Origin of the sequence: Zavarzinella formosa DSM 19928 (genome assembly GCF_000255705.1) — a bacterium.
Taxonomy (GTDB): Bacteria; Planctomycetota; Planctomycetia; order Gemmatales; family Gemmataceae; genus Zavarzinella; species Zavarzinella formosa.
The window spans coordinates 67,768-86,946 of sequence record NZ_JH636443.1 but is presented as its reverse complement, the minus strand read 5'-3'; the positions used below and the strand labels follow the sequence as shown (position 1 = coordinate 86,946).

Sequence of the window (19,179 nt, the reverse complement as noted above, 5' to 3'; positions counted from 1 at the left end):
TTCAATCCTTCGACGAAGCCTCATTTCTCGCCGCGTGAGGTATAAATACGTTAAAGTGGTTCCCGGACCTCAAACGAGGAATGGACAGGGGCCACCTTTCTTTGCAAGAACGCCTTGCCAGAACTTTGGTCGGCATTCGTGTGGAGATCATCAGGATTCATGCTCATCCTCTTGACACGACAACTAGGGGTTGCGAACTAAACGGACATTGGTTCATCACTAAATTGGAGGAGTATGGGGCCGTGAAGGCCGCCGATTCGATTCAATGACTCACCTTCCAAAACGGCCGTGACACTTTCCGGCCCGGCTCTCGAAAGGCACTCGCATTCGCCCGGAAACACATTGCCCACAATCAGAACAAATTTGTAATCAAGTTGCACGCAATTGTGCTTGCATTGACGCATTCGTCCCGGTTAAGCTACCTTTCACCAGCCTGCAATTCTCTCCCGATTCCAGCAAGCCTGAATCCTGCTTTCATTCATTTTTGGCAAAGGGAATTCCGTGTCACGACCCAAGACATTTTCCGTCACCCCAACGCGGGGCGGGTTTACGCTCATTGAATTACTGGTGGTGATTGCGATCATCGCCATCCTCATCGGATTGCTGCTGCCAGCCGTGCAGAAAATCCGCGAGGCCGCCAACCGCATGAAATGCTCGAACAATCTCAAGCAGGTTGGGCTGGCGTTCCACAACTACCACAACGACAACGGCTACTTCACTCCCGGCTACCTCTACGCGGGGAACTATTTTTCCGGCGGCTTCAACGCCACCAGCAATGAGTTCACTTGGATCACGCTCATTCTGCCGTATTTGGAGCAGGATAACCTGTACAAGTTGGTTGTGTTCAACTCCAACATGGGAGCGCTTCCCGACTCCACAACCAACACCACGGTCGGCAAGACGGTCATTCCGACTCTGATATGTCCCTCGGACCCCACCGCTCTTGATTTGTCTTTGGGCGCTTATGCGAGGGGAAACTACGCGGCGAACTTTGGCATCGGGCCTTTTGTGATGATCCACACGAACCCGTCCGCGACGAATTCGATCACCTCCCCCGGCCCGGTGGGGATGAATTCCCAATGGGGCTTTGCGGCCGTCACCGACGGCGCCAGCAACACCGCTTTGTCCAGTGAAATACTTCGGTCAACCGGAAACGACCTGCGATCCGTGTTGCACTATGTCGAGGGGCCGCTCTACATGCACAATTATTCGCCCAACGACATGACCCCCGACGCTGTCCGAAGCCTCTGTGTGTCGTCGCCCGCGAATCCTTGCACCGGGGTGTTCCCGGATTGGTCCACCCGCAACATCATCATGACGAGCCGCAGCCGCCACACGGGCGGGGTCAACACGGTGTTTTGCGATGGCAGTGTTCGCTTCATGAAATCGACGATGAATGTGGCGACGTGGCGGGCCTTGGGAACAATCCAACAGGCGGCCGGCGAAATTATCCCGACTAATTTTTGATTCCCGTCTTCGATCCAAGGAGTTTGATTGTGCTTGGCGGATATCGTTTGCAGATGGTCCGGCTGGGGATGTTTGGATTAATAGCCATCATTGCCGGTTGTGGTTCCAACGGGGCCACGGTTCGCGGGAAAGTCAGTTTGGACGGCACTCCCGTGGCCGATGGTTCGATTAGCTTTGAATCCGCCGATGGGAATGGTCCCTCGGTGGGAACCGGCATCAAAGATGGCCACTATGAGGTTCCCGCGGCCAGTCAGATGACGCCGGGCCGGAAGAAAGTGGTCATTCGCGGGGTTCTGAAAACCGGCCGGCAGATTCCGACCGGCCCGCCCGCTCCCCCCGGCACGATGGTTGACGAGGTCATCACCTATCCGGCCGTTGGCAGTGTTCCCGATGCGATTGATGCCGAGATCAAGCCGGGAGAGAACAACGATGTGAATTTCGAGGTGTTTCTGAAGGCCAAGCCGAAGAACAAGTGAGCATCGGCCGATGGGAGTCACATCCCAAAGAACGGCACCGGCAATAAGAAGGCGTGTTGTTCGTAAAGGCTCAGCACGCCGTTCCAGCTTGTGTATTGGCTGAAGAAGACGATCAGCACATAGAACCCGGCGGCGGGCAACAGCGGCAGTTTTCCGGTGATGCGGAAGAACCAGTGCCGGGGGCGTTGGCGTTTGCCCGCCCGGCCGACGGCCCAGCCCATCAGCAGGCGGGCCGGGAAGATGAACACCATGAACACAAGGGCGGGGAGCCATTCGGCTTCGCTCGGCACCACTTCAATCTTTAACAGATAAAGCGGCAACGCAAAGGCCAGCGAGATCACGAAGGCAAAGCTGATCGCCCAAGGGGCGCGGGCAAAAGTACGCCGGACGGCGCACCACTCGAACACGGCCGAGAAGCGTTTTTCGGTGGCGATGCGAAGTTGCAGCAGTGGCAGGTAAATCAGCACAAGGGCCAGCATCATCCCGCCCAGGAAGCCGACCAACGGGGCCGCCCCGAATTTGGCGTGGCCGAGGGCCAGCAGGCTCACCGGAATCGCCAGCCACATCAACGCGCCGATAAAGCCCCGGAAGCCGATCCAGAAGTAATAGGGCAGCCGGAGGGACATCACCAAATCCCATGTTGCATCGCGGGCCTCGGCATAGGCCCCGCCGCGAATCACCCGCAGCAGGACATTCACGAAGTTGAACGGCCAGAGGAAGTATCGCAGTTTGCCGCCACGGGCGACGGCCATGCTGATGTGGAAGGCCGTGACGGCGGCGAGGAGATACACGCCGAACCGCCACGTGGCGGCATTTTGGCCGTCCGGGTTGATGATCTCGGCCGTGCGGGCGAAATCGGCCGTCAGGCGGATGGGGAGAACCAGCAACCAACTGGCGGCCACGATGCCGCCAAGTCGGCCGACCAACCGGATGCCGATGAAACCATCCCGCAACCGGCCGGACTTGGCCACGCGGGCGGCCGCTTCCAGCATGTAGCCGAGGCTCAGGAATTGGAACACGGGAATGGCCGCCAGCACCGCGAGAAACACCATCAGGGAGGCGAGGCCGAACAGCCAGTTGACGGCCGAGAAACAGACACGAATCAAGTCAAAGAAACCGAAGGGTTTCTTTGGTTCGGACGTTTCCCAGACGGGCAGGGGGGGCGGTTCAACAGGCGGAGCCAGAACAAAGACGGGCAGGGGAGGCGGTTCGGGAAAATTGGCCTCGGGCAACGGCGGCAGGTTGTCCGGAAATCTCCGGGGCAGAGGCGGCGGTTCGGGGGAGATGCCAATTCGCATAAACAGAAATACCCGGCGACTGGCCGGGAGTTTCAGGGCGAACGGGTTGTCACATCAACTCACCGGCCGCTCGGCGTCGGCCGGCTGGAGTATCCGGGGGGGCCGATGTAGCGGTCATCCTCGGGATAGGAATACCGGGACCGGCCATATTTTTGTTGCTCGTCCAAGTCGGGATTCATCAACGGATCGGTCGCGCGTGTCCGGTCTTTTTCCTTGGCCTTGAATGGGCCGGTGATGTTCTGACAGCCAATTGACCCGAAGATCATGGCAAGGAACAGCCATTTTTTCATCGTCCCGCCCTCCCGACCATTCGATATTCTCGCACCTGTATTATCGCCCGCGAGGAAAGAGCTTCCCAAGTGCGAAGCCCGGCGGTTTGGGCATGATTTTCAGCCACGGTTGGCGCGGACGGCACAACCGCTATTTCCACCCGTTGCCGGACTCCTTATCTATTGGTTCCGACCCGCCGGCATTTCAAGACGGTCTCCGTTTTGCACCCGGCTTTCGCTCGCTGGTTTCGTGTTCTTGTAAGATTTCCGGGGTGAAATTTGCGGGGAACAACATGACCGATGCCGAGAAGCCGATCCGCGTTTGGGGCCTGCCTTTGGCCCCCTACACCTACGAGCAAACGCTTGACCGCGTGGGCGAGTTGATCGCGGCCGGGAAGCCGAGTTTCTTCATCACGGCCAACTTGAATTATGCGATGGTCAGCGATGACAACCCGAGGTTGCAGTCCATCAACGAACAGGCCGCGTTCATCGTGGCCGACGGCATGCCCCTCGTCTGGTGGTCCCGCTTGGGCAAACGCCGGTTGCCGGAACGGGTGGCGGGTTCCGACCTCATTTATGGTCTCTGCGAACGGGCGACCAAACACGGCCACCGTTTGTTTCTCCTCGGCGCCGCACCGGGCATTGCGGACAAGGCGGCCGAAAACCTCCGGAGCCGATATCCCGGCATCCAGATCGTCGGCGTGGAATGCCCCCCCTTCCGGGCGCTGACGGATGCCGAGAAGCAGGAACAGGAAGACCGTATCCGGGCCGCGAAGCCAGATTTGCTGTTCCTCGCCTTTGGCCAGCCGAAGGGGGAATTTTGGATGGTCGACCATCTGGAAAAGCTCGGCGTTCCCGTGATGGTCCAAGTCGGCGCCACGCTGGATTTCGTCGCCGGCAAGGTGAGACGCTCCCCCAAGTGGATGCAAAAAACCGGCACAGAATGGATCTACCGCATGGCCCAAGAACCCCGCCGCCTCGCGGGCCGATATTGGTCGAACATCGTGTTTTTGTTGAAAGCAGTGTTCGCAAGCCGGTTCCGAAAGGAAAGAAGAGAAAAGCATGAGAACCTGCGGCAAAAATGAAATCTTCCACCGGTGTTGCCGGGTTGTTTGCACGAGTCGGTTTTTTGGACACCCGGAGTCTTTTTGTCAATGGCCGGATTTTTTGAGGCGAATAAGCAAAATGAATCCATTCAGCCCTCGAAAGTGAGTTTCCCATGCGTTCGTTTTTCGTTGGTTTCCTCTTGGCGCTGGCGACCGCCCTCCCGGCGGTTGCCGCGGACGAGGAGCATGTCATCAAGATCAAACTGTATCCGTCACCGGGGATGACGGTTGAGCGCCAAACCAAGAAAACCGAGTCCGGTTCGGCCAAATTCATTCTTCCGGACGGCAGTGTTATCTCCTCGAAACCGGGGCCGGCTGAGGATGTGTCGCGGTTCACGGTTTTGGAAGCAGACAAGGATGGCACGCCCGTCAAGTATTTGCGGTATTACTCGGTGGCATGGGAAACCGATGAAGACAAAGTCGTAACGGCCGGGTTTCAGAAGCGTCACCTCCTGTATGAGAAGAAGGACGGCCAATTCCGCGTCGGCATCTCCGGCACGGGCGACCTGACCGCAAAGGACATCGACAAACTCCTACGGCGGGCCGGGCAGCCGGGATCATCGACGATTGTCATGAGCCAACTGAACGGCCTCGCATTCCGCGTTGGCCAGGCACGTGACCTTGATCCCAAACCGCTCGCAGAGGAGGCGGCGGAGTCAAAGATCAAACTGGACCTGACCAAGGCCAAACTCACCGCCAAACTTGTGTCGACCGCCCGGAAGGGCGCGACACTCAACGGCGTCTTTGAAATCAAAGGGAATTTGTTGTGCGTTGAAATGGAGGGGGTCGTTCTGTCACCGCCGCTCGCCAGCCACTTTACGAACATGGTGACCGTGGCCATTGATGGCAGTTCGACTGCTTGCGAAGAAAAAGGGAGCGGGGGATTGACGGGCAATGCGGACGGGACAGTGGCCGGAGCCAAGGTCAAAATTGAGATGGCGACGCGCGTGGAGGGTGTCACGACAATCTCTGCGGAGAAGAATGTGGCGGAATACGGGAAGATTCCCAAAGTTGAATGGCTGAGCCGGGACAAGAAGTGGGTCGAGTTCAGCCCGGAGGAAAAGAGTTTTCAGGCGAAATTTCCCAGTCGTCCGGAAAAGGAGTTGAAGAAAGACGGTACTTTTGGGGCCGAGACTCGATGGTCGGTGAAAACAGACGACGGGCGGGTGGCTTACACCGTGGGCAAGACGGTTCTCGCCGACAAAGTGTTGGGCGACTCCAAAGAGGTGTTAAAACTGTCGAAATTGGGCCGGCCAAAAGAGACAGTGATCCGTGACATCACAGAAGACGGAATGACCGGATTGGAACTTCAGTTTGAACAGAAGGCGAACAATGGCCTGATTTTCATTGTGCATCAGAAAATATTCGCCGCGACGGATGACACCCTTTGGATGATCTACACGATGGCAGACAAAGATTCGGTCGGCAAAGTCGAAACAAAAAAGTTTTTTGAAAGCTTCAAGGTTCTTGAGAAGCCCAAAAAGTGAGGATTGGTCCGGCGCCTGCCATCCGGAGGCAGGCAAGATTTATGCTTTGATGCCAACATGGGCCGGGGCATCGACTTTTCTAGTGCCCGCCCCCTCAAGGCTCACCTGGTGATCCCTTGAACAATGCGAGGGAATCCGTCAGCGGAATTCGCCCGGTGTTCTTCTTTCTTTGCTTGTCGTTGTTGATCCGGGTTGTTGTTTTTTTGTGAAACTTTGTGTCTTTGTGGTTAATGTCTTTCCTTGCTGTCCTCCTGCTTTTCTCAGCCCCCCAGCCGTTTGATCATATCGCCTGTTTCTTCGAGTCTGCGGTGTTGTGACAGGCTTTCCCTTGCGGCGGGGCTGATGGCGAAGTCGTTGTCTTCCAGCAGTTCCAGGAGTTCGCGGTCCTCCAGCACTTCTTTGTCGATCAGGCGTTTGGCCACGGCCTCCAAGGAGAGTTTTCCTTTCTCCAGCACTGTGCGCACTTCAAACAAACAGGCCGAGATAATCGCCCGGATTTCCAAGTCGATCTCACGCGCAGTTTGCTCGCTACATGCTCGCGCGCCTTCGCCGGGGGCGCCGTTCGGCAGGAAGGCCGATCCGGCTTCGCCCAGGTAAATACGGCCAAGTCGGCTCATGCCGTATTCCCGCACCATCTGGGCGGCGAGGTTGTTCGCCAGATTCAGGTCGCTGGTCGCCCCTGTGGAAATTTCGTGCAGACACACTTCCTCGGCGATCGTTCCCCCCAAGGCCACTTTGATGCGTGCCTCCAACTCAAGGCGGGTCATGAGCAGACGGTCGGAATCGGGACGTTGCAGCACATAGCCGCCGGCCAGGCCGCGAGGGATGATGGAGACTTTGTGAACCGGGTCGCTGTGCTCGACCGCGCAGGCCACCAAGGCGTGCCCCGCTTCGTGGACGGCGATGCGGGTCTTTTCCTCCGGCCGCATGATCCGGCTCTTCCGCTCCAAGCCCACGGCGCCGCGTTCGATGGCTTCCACGAAATCCCGCATATCCACCCGGTCGGCGTCCCGCCGGGCGGCCAACAGTACTGCTTCGTTGACGATGTTGGCCAGATCGGCCCCGACGCAACCAGGGGTGAGGCGGGCGATCTTCTTCAGGTCGATGTGGCCGAGTTCTTTCACTTTGGTCAGGTGAACCCGCATGATGGCTTCGCGGCCGTCCATGTCCGGCCGGTCCACGACGACGGTGCGGTCAAAGCGGCCGGGGCGCAGCAACGCGGCATCCAAGACCTCGGGCCGATTCGTCGCCGCCATCAAGATCACGCCGGCGTTGGAGTCGAACCCGTCCATCTCCACAAGCAGTTGATTCAGCGTTTGCTCGCGTTCCTCATGGCTGCCAAACCCCTGCCCGGACCGGCTGCGGCCCATCGCATCAAGTTCATCGATGAAGATAATGCACGGAGCCTTGGCCGTCGCTTCGCGGAAGAGATCCCGTACTCGCGACGCTCCGACGCCGACGAACATTTCCACGAAGTCACTGCCGGACATGTTGAGGAACGGCACCCCCGCCTCCCCGGCGACAGACTTGGCGAGCAATGTCTTCCCAGTTCCCGGCGGGCCGACCAGCAGCACGCCCTTGGGAATGCGCCCGCCGAACTTGGTGTACCGCTGCGGGTTTTGCAGGAAGTCCACCACTTCCTGAAGCTCAGCCTTGGCTTCGTCGATCCCGGCGACATCCTTGAAGGTCGCGGTTTTGTCAGTGACCTCATACAACCGGTGTCGGCCGCGGCCGAAGCCGAGGCCACCCGCTCCATTGTTCGTGTACCAGCGCACGAGGAACACGAGGGCGAGCGCCGCCACTCCGAACATCACCGTGGCGTATACCCAACTGACAGCGACCGCCACCGGTGATTTCTCCGGCTCAGCCTCGAAATGCGGCACAAACTGGTTCAGCAGCGGGAAGAACGTGGTGTCTTGTTCGACGCCCTGCCGGTTGGTGCGCAGATGGGCAACCCCCTCGGGCAGTTCGTCCAAACCCTTCACGGCCAGCGTGCGGTCGTTGAAAACAATTTCTGACTGGATTTCATGCGGGCCGACTTTGAGGGACTTCACCTCAACGCCTGGCAATTGGATCAGCCGTTTGAGTTCACCATAAGGGACGGCATGCCGATGCGGCTCCCGCACGTAGAGCAGGTTGAACACCAGCACAATGAGGACGGCCGCGACAATCCCGTATCGCCGGGTGTATCGAAACAGGGGTGGGCGCTTCTTTTCCATGAATCTTGACTGTGTGTCCTTTAAACGACGGCCGGTTCCAAACGGTAAGCCACGCCCGAAGGCGGGTCAATCACTCCCCAATGAGATCATCCCAACTGACGGCCTCCAAGAGACGATCTGCCAATCGTTCAAGCCGATCCGAGTCGGTGACCGCCTCCAACGCTGCCAAGGTTGTTTGATTGGGCGAGCCAAAACGCTTCGTACCCAATCTCAAGAGCAGATGGTGCTGCGCTTCCCGCAACCCGACTGTCCGGCCCTGGCTAAAGCCTTGCGTCAGCCCTTTCCCGAGGATTTCTTGGTAGGTAGTTGAATCTTCCATCAACATGCTGATTCTCCGGTACATGGACGCAATCCGGTCTTGGTCGTAACGCAGTCCGCACAGCACATACGACGATCCCAACAAAGATTTGGCCGTTTTCTCATCGGCCCCTTGTTCCCGCAGACTGTTCTGGAGACGGGTGAGGGCGGTTTCCAGATCGGCCCCGGCTTCGTCCGTCAGCATGGCTAGCGGGGCGAGGCCGATCCCGGCGTCCAGCCAGAAACTCACCGGCAGTTCCCAAACTCGCACCACGTGGTGGTGAAACTCGTGGATCAGATTCCCACTAGCTCCGTGTTGGCGATACACCCCGGTCATGTCGCTGGCGACCGCCTTGGGCCGCAGGAGGATCAGCACGGTTTCAACCGGCAACTGATGCTGATGGGAGATCAAGGTATTATAACGCATCAACTCGGCCGGAATACCAAGCCGGGAACCGGCCTGCAATTCGAGATGCAACAGCGATGGACGCAGGCCGTTGATGCGAAAAACCTTGTCGGCCGTCAGCGTGGTGGCCAAATCCGTGTCCACAGGGACGCTCGGGCCGGGCGGTATCCCGGCCAATCGCGCGAAACAAGCCGCCCATCCTTCGGGCTGCAAGTCGATCATCGAATTTAGCGTCGCGTCGAACGGTTTCGCCATGACTTTCCTTGCCGTGTTCGTTTCTGCTTACACTTGGCCCCAAACAAATTCCACAATCCCGGTCCAGTCGCCGCCGGGGGGCAACACCACCCAACCGGTGTCTTCACCCTTGGTTTGGAGGTTGGCGGCATCCGTCACGCAAGTATATGGTTCGATGCACAGGGCCTTGCGGTGAACCGGGGTGAACAGCACGCTTTCGCGGAAGTTCTCCGTCGTCCACACTTCCAGTTGCTCCCCGGCCTCTGGCAATTTCAACTCGGCCCGCAACAACAGGCCTTCCGGCTTGGAACGAATCACGCCGAGATTGCCGTATACCGTGTCGAGATTCGTGCTCGCGATTCGTCTCGGGCGTTGCCAGTTCAATTCATCCGGCACGGGCTGGCGCGGCCCGCTTGGCAGGCTGTCCTTCAGCGGCCAGATGCTCCGGGCCGGGGCGTGCAACTCGGCGTCGTTGATGGTTTCGGCTCCGGGGATTTGAAAATAGGGATGCAGCCCGATGCCGAAGGGAAAACTCGTCTCTCCTTTGTTTGTCACTTGGAATGTCATGCGAATGGCGTGCCCGGTGAACCGGCAAATGACATTGAGTTCGGCATCTCCCGGCCATTGGCCGACCGATTCCGGGGCGTTCACGGCGATGCGAAAATTCCCATGCAGCCAAGCCCCTTGGGTGTCGGTGCCGTACCCGCTGATGGTCCAGCCATTTCGCGGGGCGAAGCCGTGGATGGCGTTGGCCTTCGTGGAATCGTTCTTCGGCAATTGGAATGTTCGGCCATCGTGGGTGAATTGGCCGTCCCGGATGCGGTTGGGAAACGGGTACAAGATGGGAATGCCGCTTCGCGTGGGAACGGGGTTGGTTTCCCAATCGGGGGCGACGTACAGCAACTCTTGTCCGCGATGTTTCCATCGCAGGCAGTTGAAGCCGTGGGCCGGCCAGACCTCAATGGAGGAGTCGTTTCCGGCGTGGGAAAGCTGGTAGACCGTGCCGGAGACGCCCCCGGCGCTCCGCTCTTCCGTGTCGATGTGATACAACATGGCGAACCCAGTTAGCGGGCGGATCAAACTCCCGAAATTGTATCCCGAGGGACCTGACGTGCCGACATTCTCTCCCGAAGCATTGGAACAATTCGCCGCGAGCGTCTTCGTGGCGGCCGGTGTTCCCGCCGAACACGCGGCCATCGTGAGCCGGTCGCTCGTCGATTCCAACCTGTGCGGGCACGATTCCCACGGGGTGATTCGCGTGACGCAATACGTCGGCTTCCTCAAAGACGGGAAACTCACCAAGGATTCCAAATTCGCGGTGGTGACCGAGACCCCGGCGATGCTCTCCGTGGATGGCCAATGGGGATTGGGACAGGTACAGGCGTTCACGGTGCTGGAAAAGCTTTGGGAAAAGGCCCGGACACTTGGAGTCGCCAGCGGCACCTTGCGGCGCACCGGTCACATCGGCCGGCTGGGGGAATACGCCGAGTGGGCGGCAGCCAAAGGGTGTGCATTGTTCGCCACGGTGAACTCGCATGGCTCCGGTCGTCGCGTGGCTCCCCCCGGCGGGGTGCAGGGGCGCATCAGCACCAACCCGATTTGCTTTGGCTCGCCGACGCCGGCTGCTCCGCTCGTGTTGGATTTCAGCACGAGTGTTTGCGCGGAGGGGAAGGTTCGCGTCGCTCATCAGAAGGGTGGAACCGTCCCCGCCGGGTGGATTCAGAACTCGAAGGGGGAACCGACCACCAACCCGGCCGATTTGTACGGCGACCCGCCCGGCACGATTCTCCCGTTTGGTGGCGAACAAACCTACAAGGGTTTCGGCCTCGGTCTGATGCTTGATGCTTTGGCCGGGGGCCTTTCCGGCGGTGATTGCTCCCGGCCGGATCGTCCGATGCCGGGGATGGCCAATTGCGTTGTCTTTGTGTTGTGGAACACGGCCCTCTTCGGCGGTTCGGAAAACTTCCTGCAAACCGTCGGCGGTCTTTCCGAATTCGTGCGGAACACGCCGCTGGCCCCCGGCGTCAACGAGATCACGTTGCCCGGCGACCCGGAACGCCGCAGCAAGGCCGCCCGCCGGGCGAATGGCATCCCGATCCCTGATGGCACCTGGAACCCGCTCGTCAAACTGGCGACCGAACTGAACGTGCCCCTTCCCCAAGAATCAACAGGCGGTGCGGCATGAGTTTCCCGGTGGTCGTGCTGTTGAGCGGTGGCGGAACCACGTTGCAAAACCTGTTGGACAAGATCGCCGCGAAGACACTTGACATCGACATTGTCCATGTGATTTCCAGTCGGAAAGATGCTTATGGCATCGAACGGGCGAAGAAAGCCGGTATCCCGGCGACGGTGATCGAACGGAAGGGATTTGCAAACGCCGAAGAGTTCGGCCGGGCAAATTTCGACATCTGCCGACAGGCCGGGGCGAAACTGGCAGTCCTCGCCGGTTATCTGCAATTGCTCCGCATCCCCGAGGACTTCACGCACAAGGTGATGAACATCCATCCCTCGCTTCTCCCGGCTTTCGGCGGCAAGGGAATGTACGGCCATCACGTCCATGAGGCGGTGACGAAATTCGGGGCCAAAGTCACCGGCTGCACCGTCCACTTCGCGGACAACGAATTCGACCACGGCCCGATCATCTCCCAAAGCGTGGTGACGGTGTTCCCGACCGACACGCCGGAGATCGTCGCCGACCGCGTCTTCGTGGCCGAATGCGAGGCGTATCCCAAGGCCATCGCGGCCTTCGCCGCAGGGAAAATGGAAGTGGTCGGCCGGTTGGTGAGGTGGACAGGCGGGTGATTGAGAGGGAAAGAGGAAAGACACTAACCACAAAGACGCAAAGATCACACAAAGTTTCACAAAGAAAACCAAAACAACAAGCAAAGTTCAATTAAGAAATCAAAGGACAAACCGGGCTGATCTGGCCTTCGCTCTTGGTTGGATTTCTTCTGTTTTCTTGATTAAACTTTGCTTGTTGTCTTGGTTTTCTTTGTGAAACTTTGTGTGATCTTTGCGTCTTTGTGGTTAGTGCCTTTCCTCTTTTCTTATCTCTTTACTTCCGGCGCCATACCTTCCGCATCGGGATCGCCCGTTGTTCCATGACATCCCGGATGTCGTTCAAAAACCTCGCGGCGTCCACCGGATAACCGGCGGTGGGTTTCACGCCCGGCACATGCGTTGACCAGTGGGCGTTGAACTGGGTCATGAAGACTTCACGCAGGTATTTGGCCAGCATGGAAGCCAGGGCGACGTTCATGTGTTCGCCGTCGGCCCGTGGTTGGAAACTGAAGTGAATCTCGCGGCTGAGGCCGTAAATCGTGTATTCGCACATCTCGGCCGATTCCTGAACGATCCGCACATAACCGTCCTTGAAAACCTCCTGAAGCAGCGGGGCATAAAACGTGCGGCCCCCGAGCCGGTCCACGGCCACCCGCACGGGATCGGTTCCCGGCAATGTCAACACCGTGGCGAACAGGCGTTTGATGCCGTCGATCAGGACTTCGGATTTGAGGTCGAGTTGGTCCAGCAGGTTGTTGAAGCGGGGGGTGGGAATCACCATCATTCGCGGGGCAAACCACGTCACATTCGCAGCCCGGCAAACTTCGCCGAAGGCGTTCACGGCGGTTGTGATCTTGGCGGCCTCATCGAACACGCCAATCGGCATCGTTGATTGATACCACGGTTCTTCCAGCAATTCGATGATGGAATCCCCGACCGCCCGGTGATCGAGTAATTCCGCGAGAGTGGTCGGCAGGGCGCCCGTCTGGCCGATCATCGCCAGCACGCCGCGTTCGAGCTTGGCGTTGCCGGTGACTCCCTGATGAACCTTTTTGGAATCGTCGATCAGCAAACGGCCATCGTCCCGCCCGACTTTCTTGCGGACAGCGGCGGCCAGAACCCCCCATAAATCGGCCGGGGTGTCGTCGGGGACATGGCAGGCCGTGCAGGCCAGCACCAACGGCCCCAAATTGGGGCCGTAACCCGCCTCGTCGATGCCGACACGCCACATCAGGAGATATCTTTGGAAATGATTTTGCGGGTTCTCGAAAAGCGGCCGATCACATCATTCGTCTTTCTTCGGTTCTTCCTTTTTCGGCTCTTCTTTGGGCTCATCCTTCTTCGGAGCGGCTTTCGGCTCTTCCCTCGGTTCGCCGATGTTGGCTCGCTTCTTCACCGGGCCGAGTAATTTGGCCACCTCGCCGGTCAGTTCGGTGAGGAGAGCTTCCGATGGCGGGGCGTCGGCCTTGAACTTCCATCGTTTCACCACGATGAAGCGTTGATACAGCACGATCACCAAGTCATCGTCGGCGCCGATGCCCATACTGGTCACTTGGGCCGGGATGGCGGCTTGGTTCGTGCCGTCGGGCGTCTCGGTGGCTTCTGCCAGGCCGATCGTGGTCCGTTTGGGTGTTGCTTCCTTGACGAAGCGTTGGATCTCGCTGATGCGGGCGTCTCGTGTTTCGTCCTTGCGGTATTCGTCTTTCAGGGCTAGGAACACGAGATAGGTGCCGAGACGCCGGTTGACGTAGTTATCTCCGAGGGCGTCCAGTTTGGCGACAAGCACATTCAGCGGATGGCTGGCATCAGCCGGGATGGTGCGGGAGAAGACGGCGATCACCGGGTTGAGGCCGTGATCGCAAACGAGATCCTCCATCTTCCCGGTGCGGTTGCGGAGTTCGTTCGGGGCGTATCGCGGTTCGTTGACGACGTAGGCCCGGAAGCCTTCCAGAATTTCGTCCCGCTTCGGGGCGTCGCTTGCGCCCTTCTCCTGCGCGACCTCCGGGCCTTTTTCCTTCGCGGCACCCGTGTCTTTTTCCTGCGCGATGCCTGTCAGGGCAGACGCCAGCGTCACAACGCCCAACCCGAACCAGCGATACCGCTTCATGATCGTGCTTCCCGAATGGTTCCAATCCTTAGCGTGACAGGCAATCGGCATGCCGTCAAGGGGGCGGCGGGAATCGCCCCGGCTCGCCGATCTGCTCAACCGGCATCGTCGGCACGTTCGGCTTGTTCGCCCGCGAGGGCCAGAAAGTCGATCAGCCGGTCGATATCTGTGGCGGTGGTCCGGCCGTTGACGAAACACATGCGAATGGCCAGCGTGCCGGACAATCGTGTGGAGGAAAGGAAGCCCAGCCCGGAGTTTCGCAGATCCGCGAGGATTCGCCGGTTGAGGGTATCCCAATCGTGTTCGACCCCGGATCGATGATACCGGAAACAAACGATGCCCAATTGCCGGGGGCAGAGAATTTCAAATTCTGGCCGGGAGCGCAGCACGTTTTCGGCATAGGCCGCCAGCCGGCAACAGCGGGTGACGAGTTGCCGGTGCCAGCCGACGCCGAGTGACTGAACCGCAAACCAGATTTTGAACGCCCGAAACCGGCGGCTTAGCGACAGGCCGTGATCGGCATAGTTGGTTTCCCCTTCGGCCGGGGCGGCATCATCGAGATAATCCGGCCGGTCGGCAAAGGTCGCCGGAAGGCGATGGCCTTCTCGCGCCAGCAGGCAGCCGCTCTCATAGGGTTGGGCAAACCATTTGTGGGGATCGAGCGTAACCGAGCCGGCCTTTTCAATTCCCGCAAAGGCCGGTCGTTCGTCCGGGTCGAGCATCCCACTCCAGCCATAGGCGGCATCGACGTGGAACCACAAGCCAAATTCGCGGGCGACTTCCGCAAGTTCATTCAATGGATCGACGGTTCCGGTGTTCGTCGCCCCGGCGTTGCCGACCACCACCCACGGGCGAAGTCCCGCCTGTTGATCTTTTTGGATCGCGCGTGCAAGGGCGGGGACATTAAAACGAAACTGCCCGTCGGTCGGCACATGCCGGATCCGTTCCGGCGGATGGCCGATGACCATCAGGGCCTTGTCCACGGACCAATGCCGTTCGGCCGACAGGTAAATCACCGAGCGGTTTCGTTCGTCGGAGGTCAATGATTCTCTCGCCACGACCAGCGCTGTCAGATTCGCCTCGGACCCGCCCGCTGTCAGCACGCCCTTGGTTGTCTCCGGCAGGCCGAGCCAGTCGCGGAACCAGCCAATCACCGTGTTCTCGATGTGGGCGGGGCCGGAACCTTCGAGCCAGATGCCGCCGTAGAAATTGGTGGCGGCCGTCAGCCATTCGCCTTGGATGCTTTCGGCGGAGGGCCAGGCGGGGATAAACGCCAGAAACCGGGGATGGTTGTTGCGAAAAGCATGGGGGAAGAGTTTTTCCCGCACGTCGGCAAAGAGGCCGACGAAGCCCCGGCCGGTCTCCGGGGCATTCGTCGGGAGAAGTTGCCGTAATTCCTCGGGCGTGCCAGTAAGGCCGATATGTTGTTCGGGGAGTGTGGCGAGATGCCGGGCCGTCCAGCGGACGATTTCGTCGGCCATTTGCCGGAACTCGGCCTCGGTCGGCTGGCTTAACGGCTCGTCGAGAGATTCCCGCAACGGGTCAATGGGTGTGGGCCTTGCGGAAGTGATCGGCGATGCCGTCATGCGGGATGTGCCATTCGCAGTCGTCGCACGCGGGGATTTCCGGGAAACACTTGGCGCAGAACAGCGGGCCGCCATGGTAATACTGTTCGAGCCGCTTGCGATCCTTTTCGCTAACCCCTTCCAGGCTGAGCGGCAGCACGACCGGGGTTTTGCACCGGCTGCACGGATGATGGTTTTGCTCGGCGATCACCGGTTTGTAATGGTCGTGTATCCCGCGGGCGACCACGCCGCTTCCGGCGCACAGCGGGCAGGCCATTGAGAATTGAGCCAGAATGGCCTTGCGGATAAAGTCGCTCTTGTTGTTCAACTTGTCCAGAAATTCCGCGAGATCTTCTTCCACCTTGAAGGCCACGATTTTCGTCTTTTGCGCTTTGCGGGCCACGGCAACGATCCCCGAGTCTGCGGTTTTACTTTATTGTAGCCGATCATCGAGCCTCCGCCAACAACGGGTGATCCGGGGAACTCTTCCCTTGCTTCTGATGACCCGCCCGGCCACAATCAATCTCACTCACCCATCACACCCTTGGGAATTTCCTCCATGCGTGGATCACTCGCCGCCTTGTTGCTGTTGGCCGTCGGGATGGCGAATGCGGAGCCTGGCTCGGTTGAAAAGGGGCGGGTCACCTTCAAACCCCTCGACGATCAGGCCGCCATTCCGGAGCGTTATCGGCTGGCGGAGTACACGTTCGATTACATCATGACGCCGAAGCGGGAACTCCCGGTCAGCGGCATCACCATCGCGGACCTGACCTTCCCTTCGCCGGTCAAATCCCCGCATGAATCGAACAACACCGTTCACGCGGAATATTACCGGCCGGCGGGCAAGGGGCCGTTCCCCGGTGTCATCCTGCTGGACATTCTTGATGGCAGCCAGGTCGTCTCGCGCGGGCTGGCCAGCATGTTCGCCCAAAACGACATCGCCGCCCTCATCATTCAGATGCCTTATTACGGCCCGCGCCGGCCGGCCGGGGAGAAGATTCGCCTGCTCTCCCCAAACATCAACCAGACGATGGATAACATCCGGCAAACCGTGCTGGACAATCGTTGCGGCGTGGCCTGGCTGGAAAGCCGCCCGGAAGTGAACAAAAAGAAACTTGGCATCCACGGCACCAGTTTGGGGAGCTTCATGGGGGCGCTGACCGCCGAATCCGAACCCCGGCTCACGCGGGTGTCGTTGTTGCTCGGCGGCGGTGGTCTGGTCGATGCCTATTGGGAACACCCGCAAGCCAAGCCGCTGCTCGCGGCCCTTTCGACGATTGGGATCACCCGCGATGTGATGAAAGCCGCCATTGCCCCGGCTGACCCGATCACCAACGCCGCCGTGTTGAAGGATAAACGGCTGTTGATGATCGCCGCCAGCCGGGACGACGTGGTTCCCCCGGCGGCCGCGAAGACTTTGTGGGAAGCCACCGGCAAGCAAAAGATCATCTGGCTGAACGCCACGCATGTCGGGGCCGCGTTGTTTTTGTTCGAGGCCACCAATCAAATCGTGAAGTTTTTCAAAGAAGACTGACCGGCGAAACGTCCGAACTGGGTGATTATTTTGCCCGTCTAGAAACCCGACGCTTTGCGTGACGGAGAACTCATGAACTGGAAATGGAATGGGTTGCTGCTGGTCGCCATCACGGGATCGCTCGGCTGGATCATCGCCACCCGCAGCCAGAGCCAGGACCCGCCGAAGCCGGTGGAAAAGACCGCTTTCGGGGCCGTTGGCGATGGCAAAGCCGACGACACGGCCGCCATTCAGCGAGCGATTGACGAAGGCCGGGGCACGATCAGTCTGCCTCGCGGAATCTATCGGCTCACCAAGCCTCTGCTGGTCGATCTCGACAAGACCGGGTTCACATCCATCGAAGGCCACGGGACGGCCCGGCTTCTGATGGACGGTCCCGGCGCGGCGATTCGGTTCGTCGGCACGCATGCCGGTACGGCAGATCCGGTCACGATCAAGGCTCCCGTGTGGGACCGGCAACGCGCCCCGATGGTCGAGGGATTGGAGATTGTCGGCAATCATCCCGAGGCCTGCGGTATCGAGGCCGAGGGGACGATGCAAATCACCCTGTCCCGGCTGGTTGTTCGCAAGACGTTGAATGCCGTGCGGCTTTACAAACGCAACCGCAACGTCATCATCTCCGATTGTCACCTCTACGAAAATCGGGGCATCGGCGTGTTTCTGGACGACGTGGACCTTCACCAAATCAATGTCATCGGCAGCCATGTCAGTTACAACGCCGGGGGAGGGATCGTCTCCATCAAGGGGAACGTGCGGAATCTGCAAATCACCGGGTGTGATATCGAAGCCAACATGGCCCTGCCGACCGGGCCGGCGACAGCCAACATCTTCATTGATGCCACCGGAAGCGATTTCGGCACCGGCGAAGTGGCCATCACCGGCTGCACGGTTCAGCACACCGGGAAGGCCGCCGGTTGCGCGAATGTGCATATCCGGGGACTGTCGAATCCGGGGAAGGACATGCCCGTGGTCCGGCAGGGGCATGTGACAATCACCGGCAACGTGTTCAGCGATGTGCGGGTGAACGTGCATCTGGAAAGCTGCCGGGGCGTCGTCATCTCCGGGAACACCTTTTGGGAAGGTTTCGATCACAACCTGCTGGTCGAGGATTCTCATAGCGTCGTCGTCGGCCCAAACAGCATGGACCGGAACCCGCATTACGACCGGTTCGGCAATTCGCGCGACGCGAAAAACGATGTGGTGTTCAAGAACTGTGAAGACTGCAATGTGAGCGGACTGCACCTCACCAACGTGCGAAAGACCGAAGCCAGTATGACGGTCGGGAACAGCAAGCGCTTCAACATCACCGGTTGCACGATCTTGGACGGCGATGCCATCGGCGTGATGCTGACGGAAACGTCAGACAGCAAAGTATCCGGCTGCGTGATCCTCGACGCCCGGCCTGGCGACAAGAAGACGCCGTCAATCCGCGTGACCGGCGGCCGAGGCAACATGGTCACGGACAATCTGCTCGGCGGAGCCGTTGAAGCTGATCCTGCCTCGGGCTTGGTCGAGCGAAATCAGGTGAAAAAATAAGCGGTTTGTCATCTCGCCGCATAATGTGCGGCTTTCCTCAATCAAATCATCTCTGCCTGAAGCTGTTCTTGGGCAATTGAATTCACTGTGATTTGCTCCACGCCAAATCTCCATGCAAGTGATGCTCGCATGGGATTCGTGGAAATCCTCTCGTTCGCAGGAACGCGGCCACGGGGCTTGTTGAGCTTGATTCTTATGATCGAGCGATTTTTGATAACGCGAATTGAACAGGCATCGTGGGTGATTTTTGAGCAATCTAACAGGATTTTGGGCATATGAGCGTTTGGTGGTGGTGATATGATGGTTGTCGCAAATGTCTGTGGCTAAGTGGTTTGCGGTAATCGGGAAGGATGAATTGGCGCTCGCGGGATCTCACGGCACGTTGATTGCTTAACTT

General features: G+C 59.2%; 17 protein-coding genes. 8 read left to right on the top strand and 9 right to left on the bottom strand.

What is annotated here, in order from left to right:
- Positions 1 to 501: 501 nt before the first annotated feature.
- Positions 502 to 1,467 carry a DUF1559 domain-containing protein gene (locus tag BGIM_RS0125570; RefSeq protein WP_052640002.1) on the top strand — a complete coding sequence of 322 codons (966 nt, stop codon included), beginning with the start codon at positions 502 to 504 and terminating at the stop codon, positions 1,465 to 1,467.
- Between the two features lie 29 nt (positions 1,468 to 1,496).
- A complete protein-coding gene (locus tag BGIM_RS52370) occupies positions 1,497 to 1,943 on the top strand; it encodes a hypothetical protein (protein ID WP_157369423.1) in 447 nt (148 codons plus the stop codon).
- Between the two features lie 17 nt (positions 1,944 to 1,960).
- On the opposite strand, the gene BGIM_RS0125560 is transcribed toward BGIM_RS52370, so the two are convergent.
- Together BGIM_RS0125560 and BGIM_RS0125555 are read right to left on the bottom strand one after the other, a co-directional pair.
- On the bottom strand, positions 1,961 to 3,241 hold the full coding sequence (locus BGIM_RS0125560; RefSeq protein ID WP_020472547.1) for a hypothetical protein: 1,281 nt from the start codon (positions 3,239 to 3,241) through the stop codon (positions 1,961 to 1,963).
- A gap of 59 nt (positions 3,242 to 3,300) precedes the next feature.
- Positions 3,301 to 3,531 carry a hypothetical protein gene (locus BGIM_RS0125555; RefSeq protein ID WP_020472546.1) on the bottom strand — a complete coding sequence of 77 codons (231 nt, stop codon included), beginning with the start codon at positions 3,529 to 3,531 and terminating at the stop codon, positions 3,301 to 3,303.
- A 272-nt stretch (positions 3,532 to 3,803) separates the two neighbouring features.
- Between BGIM_RS0125555 and BGIM_RS52365 the strand changes: the two genes are divergently transcribed.
- Positions 3,804 to 4,595 (top strand): WecB/TagA/CpsF family glycosyltransferase, encoded by a 792-nt coding sequence (locus tag BGIM_RS52365; RefSeq protein WP_157369422.1) that lies wholly within the window; start codon positions 3,804 to 3,806, stop codon positions 4,593 to 4,595.
- Between the two features lie 134 nt (positions 4,596 to 4,729).
- Positions 4,730 to 6,103, top strand: a complete 1,374-nt coding sequence (locus BGIM_RS0125545; RefSeq protein ID WP_020472543.1) for a hypothetical protein — start codon at positions 4,730 to 4,732, stop codon at positions 6,101 to 6,103.
- Between the two features lie 260 nt (positions 6,104 to 6,363).
- Here BGIM_RS0125545 and ftsH read toward each other — a convergent pair whose 3' ends face one another.
- From ftsH to BGIM_RS0125530, 3 genes are all read right to left on the bottom strand, one after another.
- Complete coding sequence (gene ftsH / locus BGIM_RS0125540) at positions 6,364 to 8,322, bottom strand: ATP-dependent zinc metalloprotease FtsH (protein ID WP_020472542.1); 1,959 nt, start codon at positions 8,320 to 8,322, stop codon at positions 6,364 to 6,366.
- 70 nt (positions 8,323 to 8,392) lie between these two features.
- Positions 8,393 to 9,280 (bottom strand): RpnC/YadD family protein, encoded by an 888-nt coding sequence (locus BGIM_RS0125535; RefSeq protein WP_020472541.1) that lies wholly within the window; start codon positions 9,278 to 9,280, stop codon positions 8,393 to 8,395.
- Between the two features lie 27 nt (positions 9,281 to 9,307).
- Positions 9,308 to 10,312, bottom strand: coding sequence for an aldose 1-epimerase (locus BGIM_RS0125530; protein WP_020472540.1), 1,005 nt, complete (start codon positions 10,310 to 10,312; stop codon positions 9,308 to 9,310).
- Here BGIM_RS0125530 and BGIM_RS0125525 point away from each other — a divergent pair.
- Positions 10,311 to 11,444, top strand: coding sequence for an Ldh family oxidoreductase (locus BGIM_RS0125525; protein ID WP_020472539.1), 1,134 nt, complete (start codon positions 10,311 to 10,313; stop codon positions 11,442 to 11,444). The genes BGIM_RS0125530 and BGIM_RS0125525 overlap by 2 nt on opposite strands.
- Positions 11,441 to 12,061: a phosphoribosylglycinamide formyltransferase gene (gene purN, locus BGIM_RS0125520; RefSeq protein WP_020472538.1), complete on the top strand. Its 621-nt coding sequence runs from the start codon at positions 11,441 to 11,443 to the stop codon at positions 12,059 to 12,061. The genes BGIM_RS0125525 and purN overlap by 4 nt, the downstream gene beginning before the upstream one ends.
- Before the next feature lie 253 nt (positions 12,062 to 12,314).
- Here the strand turns inward: purN and BGIM_RS0125515 are convergent, their stop codons facing one another.
- From BGIM_RS0125515 to BGIM_RS0125500, 4 genes are all read right to left on the bottom strand, one after another.
- A complete protein-coding gene (locus tag BGIM_RS0125515) occupies positions 12,315 to 13,271 on the bottom strand; it encodes a hypothetical protein (RefSeq protein WP_020472537.1) in 957 nt (318 codons plus the stop codon).
- Between the two features lie 54 nt (positions 13,272 to 13,325).
- Complete coding sequence (locus BGIM_RS66555) at positions 13,326 to 14,147, bottom strand: hypothetical protein (RefSeq protein ID WP_020472536.1); 822 nt, start codon at positions 14,145 to 14,147, stop codon at positions 13,326 to 13,328.
- 95 nt (positions 14,148 to 14,242) lie between these two features.
- Positions 14,243 to 15,733, bottom strand: coding sequence for a pyridoxal phosphate-dependent decarboxylase family protein (locus BGIM_RS52360; RefSeq protein ID WP_084760068.1), 1,491 nt, complete (start codon positions 15,731 to 15,733; stop codon positions 14,243 to 14,245).
- Positions 15,690 to 16,115 carry a hypothetical protein gene (locus BGIM_RS0125500; protein ID WP_020472534.1) on the bottom strand — a complete coding sequence of 142 codons (426 nt, stop codon included), beginning with the start codon at positions 16,113 to 16,115 and terminating at the stop codon, positions 15,690 to 15,692. The genes BGIM_RS52360 and BGIM_RS0125500 overlap by 44 nt, the downstream gene beginning before the upstream one ends.
- Before the next feature lie 156 nt (positions 16,116 to 16,271).
- Here BGIM_RS0125500 and BGIM_RS0125495 point away from each other — a divergent pair, with 156 nt between their 5' ends.
- Complete coding sequence (locus tag BGIM_RS0125495; RefSeq protein WP_020472533.1) at positions 16,272 to 17,246, top strand: alpha/beta hydrolase; 975 nt, start codon at positions 16,272 to 16,274, stop codon at positions 17,244 to 17,246.
- 72 nt (positions 17,247 to 17,318) lie between these two features.
- Positions 17,319 to 18,782 carry a right-handed parallel beta-helix repeat-containing protein gene (locus BGIM_RS0125490; protein WP_020472532.1) on the top strand — a complete coding sequence of 488 codons (1,464 nt, stop codon included), beginning with the start codon at positions 17,319 to 17,321 and terminating at the stop codon, positions 18,780 to 18,782.
- Positions 18,783 to 19,179: the final 397 nt, after the last annotated feature.

Bases quoted from the DNA above. Each gene is read 5' to 3' on its own strand.
- BGIM_RS0125515 (WP_020472537.1), bottom strand. From the start codon at position 13,271: ATGTGGCGTGTCGGCATCGACGAGGCGGGTTACGGCCCCAATTTGGGG.
- purN (WP_020472538.1), top strand. From the start codon at position 11,441: ATGAGTTTCCCGGTGGTCGTGCTGTTGAGCGGTGGCGGAACCACGTTG.
- ftsH (WP_020472542.1), bottom strand. From the start codon at position 8,322: ATGGAAAAGAAGCGCCCACCCCTGTTTCGATACACCCGGCGATACGGG.
- BGIM_RS0125560 (WP_020472547.1), bottom strand. From the start codon at position 3,241: ATGCGAATTGGCATCTCCCCCGAACCGCCGCCTCTGCCCCGGAGATTT.
- BGIM_RS0125535 (WP_020472541.1), bottom strand. From the start codon at position 9,280: ATGGCGAAACCGTTCGACGCGACGCTAAATTCGATGATCGACTTGCAG.
- BGIM_RS0125525 (WP_020472539.1), top strand. From the start codon at position 10,311: ATGGCGAACCCAGTTAGCGGGCGGATCAAACTCCCGAAATTGTATCCC.
- BGIM_RS66555 (WP_020472536.1), bottom strand. From the start codon at position 14,147: ATGAAGCGGTATCGCTGGTTCGGGTTGGGCGTTGTGACGCTGGCGTCT.
- BGIM_RS52365 (WP_157369422.1), top strand. From the start codon at position 3,804: ATGACCGATGCCGAGAAGCCGATCCGCGTTTGGGGCCTGCCTTTGGCC.
- BGIM_RS52360 (WP_084760068.1), bottom strand. From the start codon at position 15,733: ATGACGGCATCGCCGATCACTTCCGCAAGGCCCACACCCATTGACCCG.
- BGIM_RS0125555 (WP_020472546.1), bottom strand. From the start codon at position 3,531: ATGAAAAAATGGCTGTTCCTTGCCATGATCTTCGGGTCAATTGGCTGT.
- BGIM_RS0125495 (WP_020472533.1), top strand. From the start codon at position 16,272: ATGCGTGGATCACTCGCCGCCTTGTTGCTGTTGGCCGTCGGGATGGCG.
- BGIM_RS0125490 (WP_020472532.1), top strand. From the start codon at position 17,319: ATGAACTGGAAATGGAATGGGTTGCTGCTGGTCGCCATCACGGGATCG.
- BGIM_RS0125530 (WP_020472540.1), bottom strand. From the start codon at position 10,312: ATGTTGTATCACATCGACACGGAAGAGCGGAGCGCCGGGGGCGTCTCC.
- BGIM_RS0125545 (WP_020472543.1), top strand. From the start codon at position 4,730: ATGCGTTCGTTTTTCGTTGGTTTCCTCTTGGCGCTGGCGACCGCCCTC.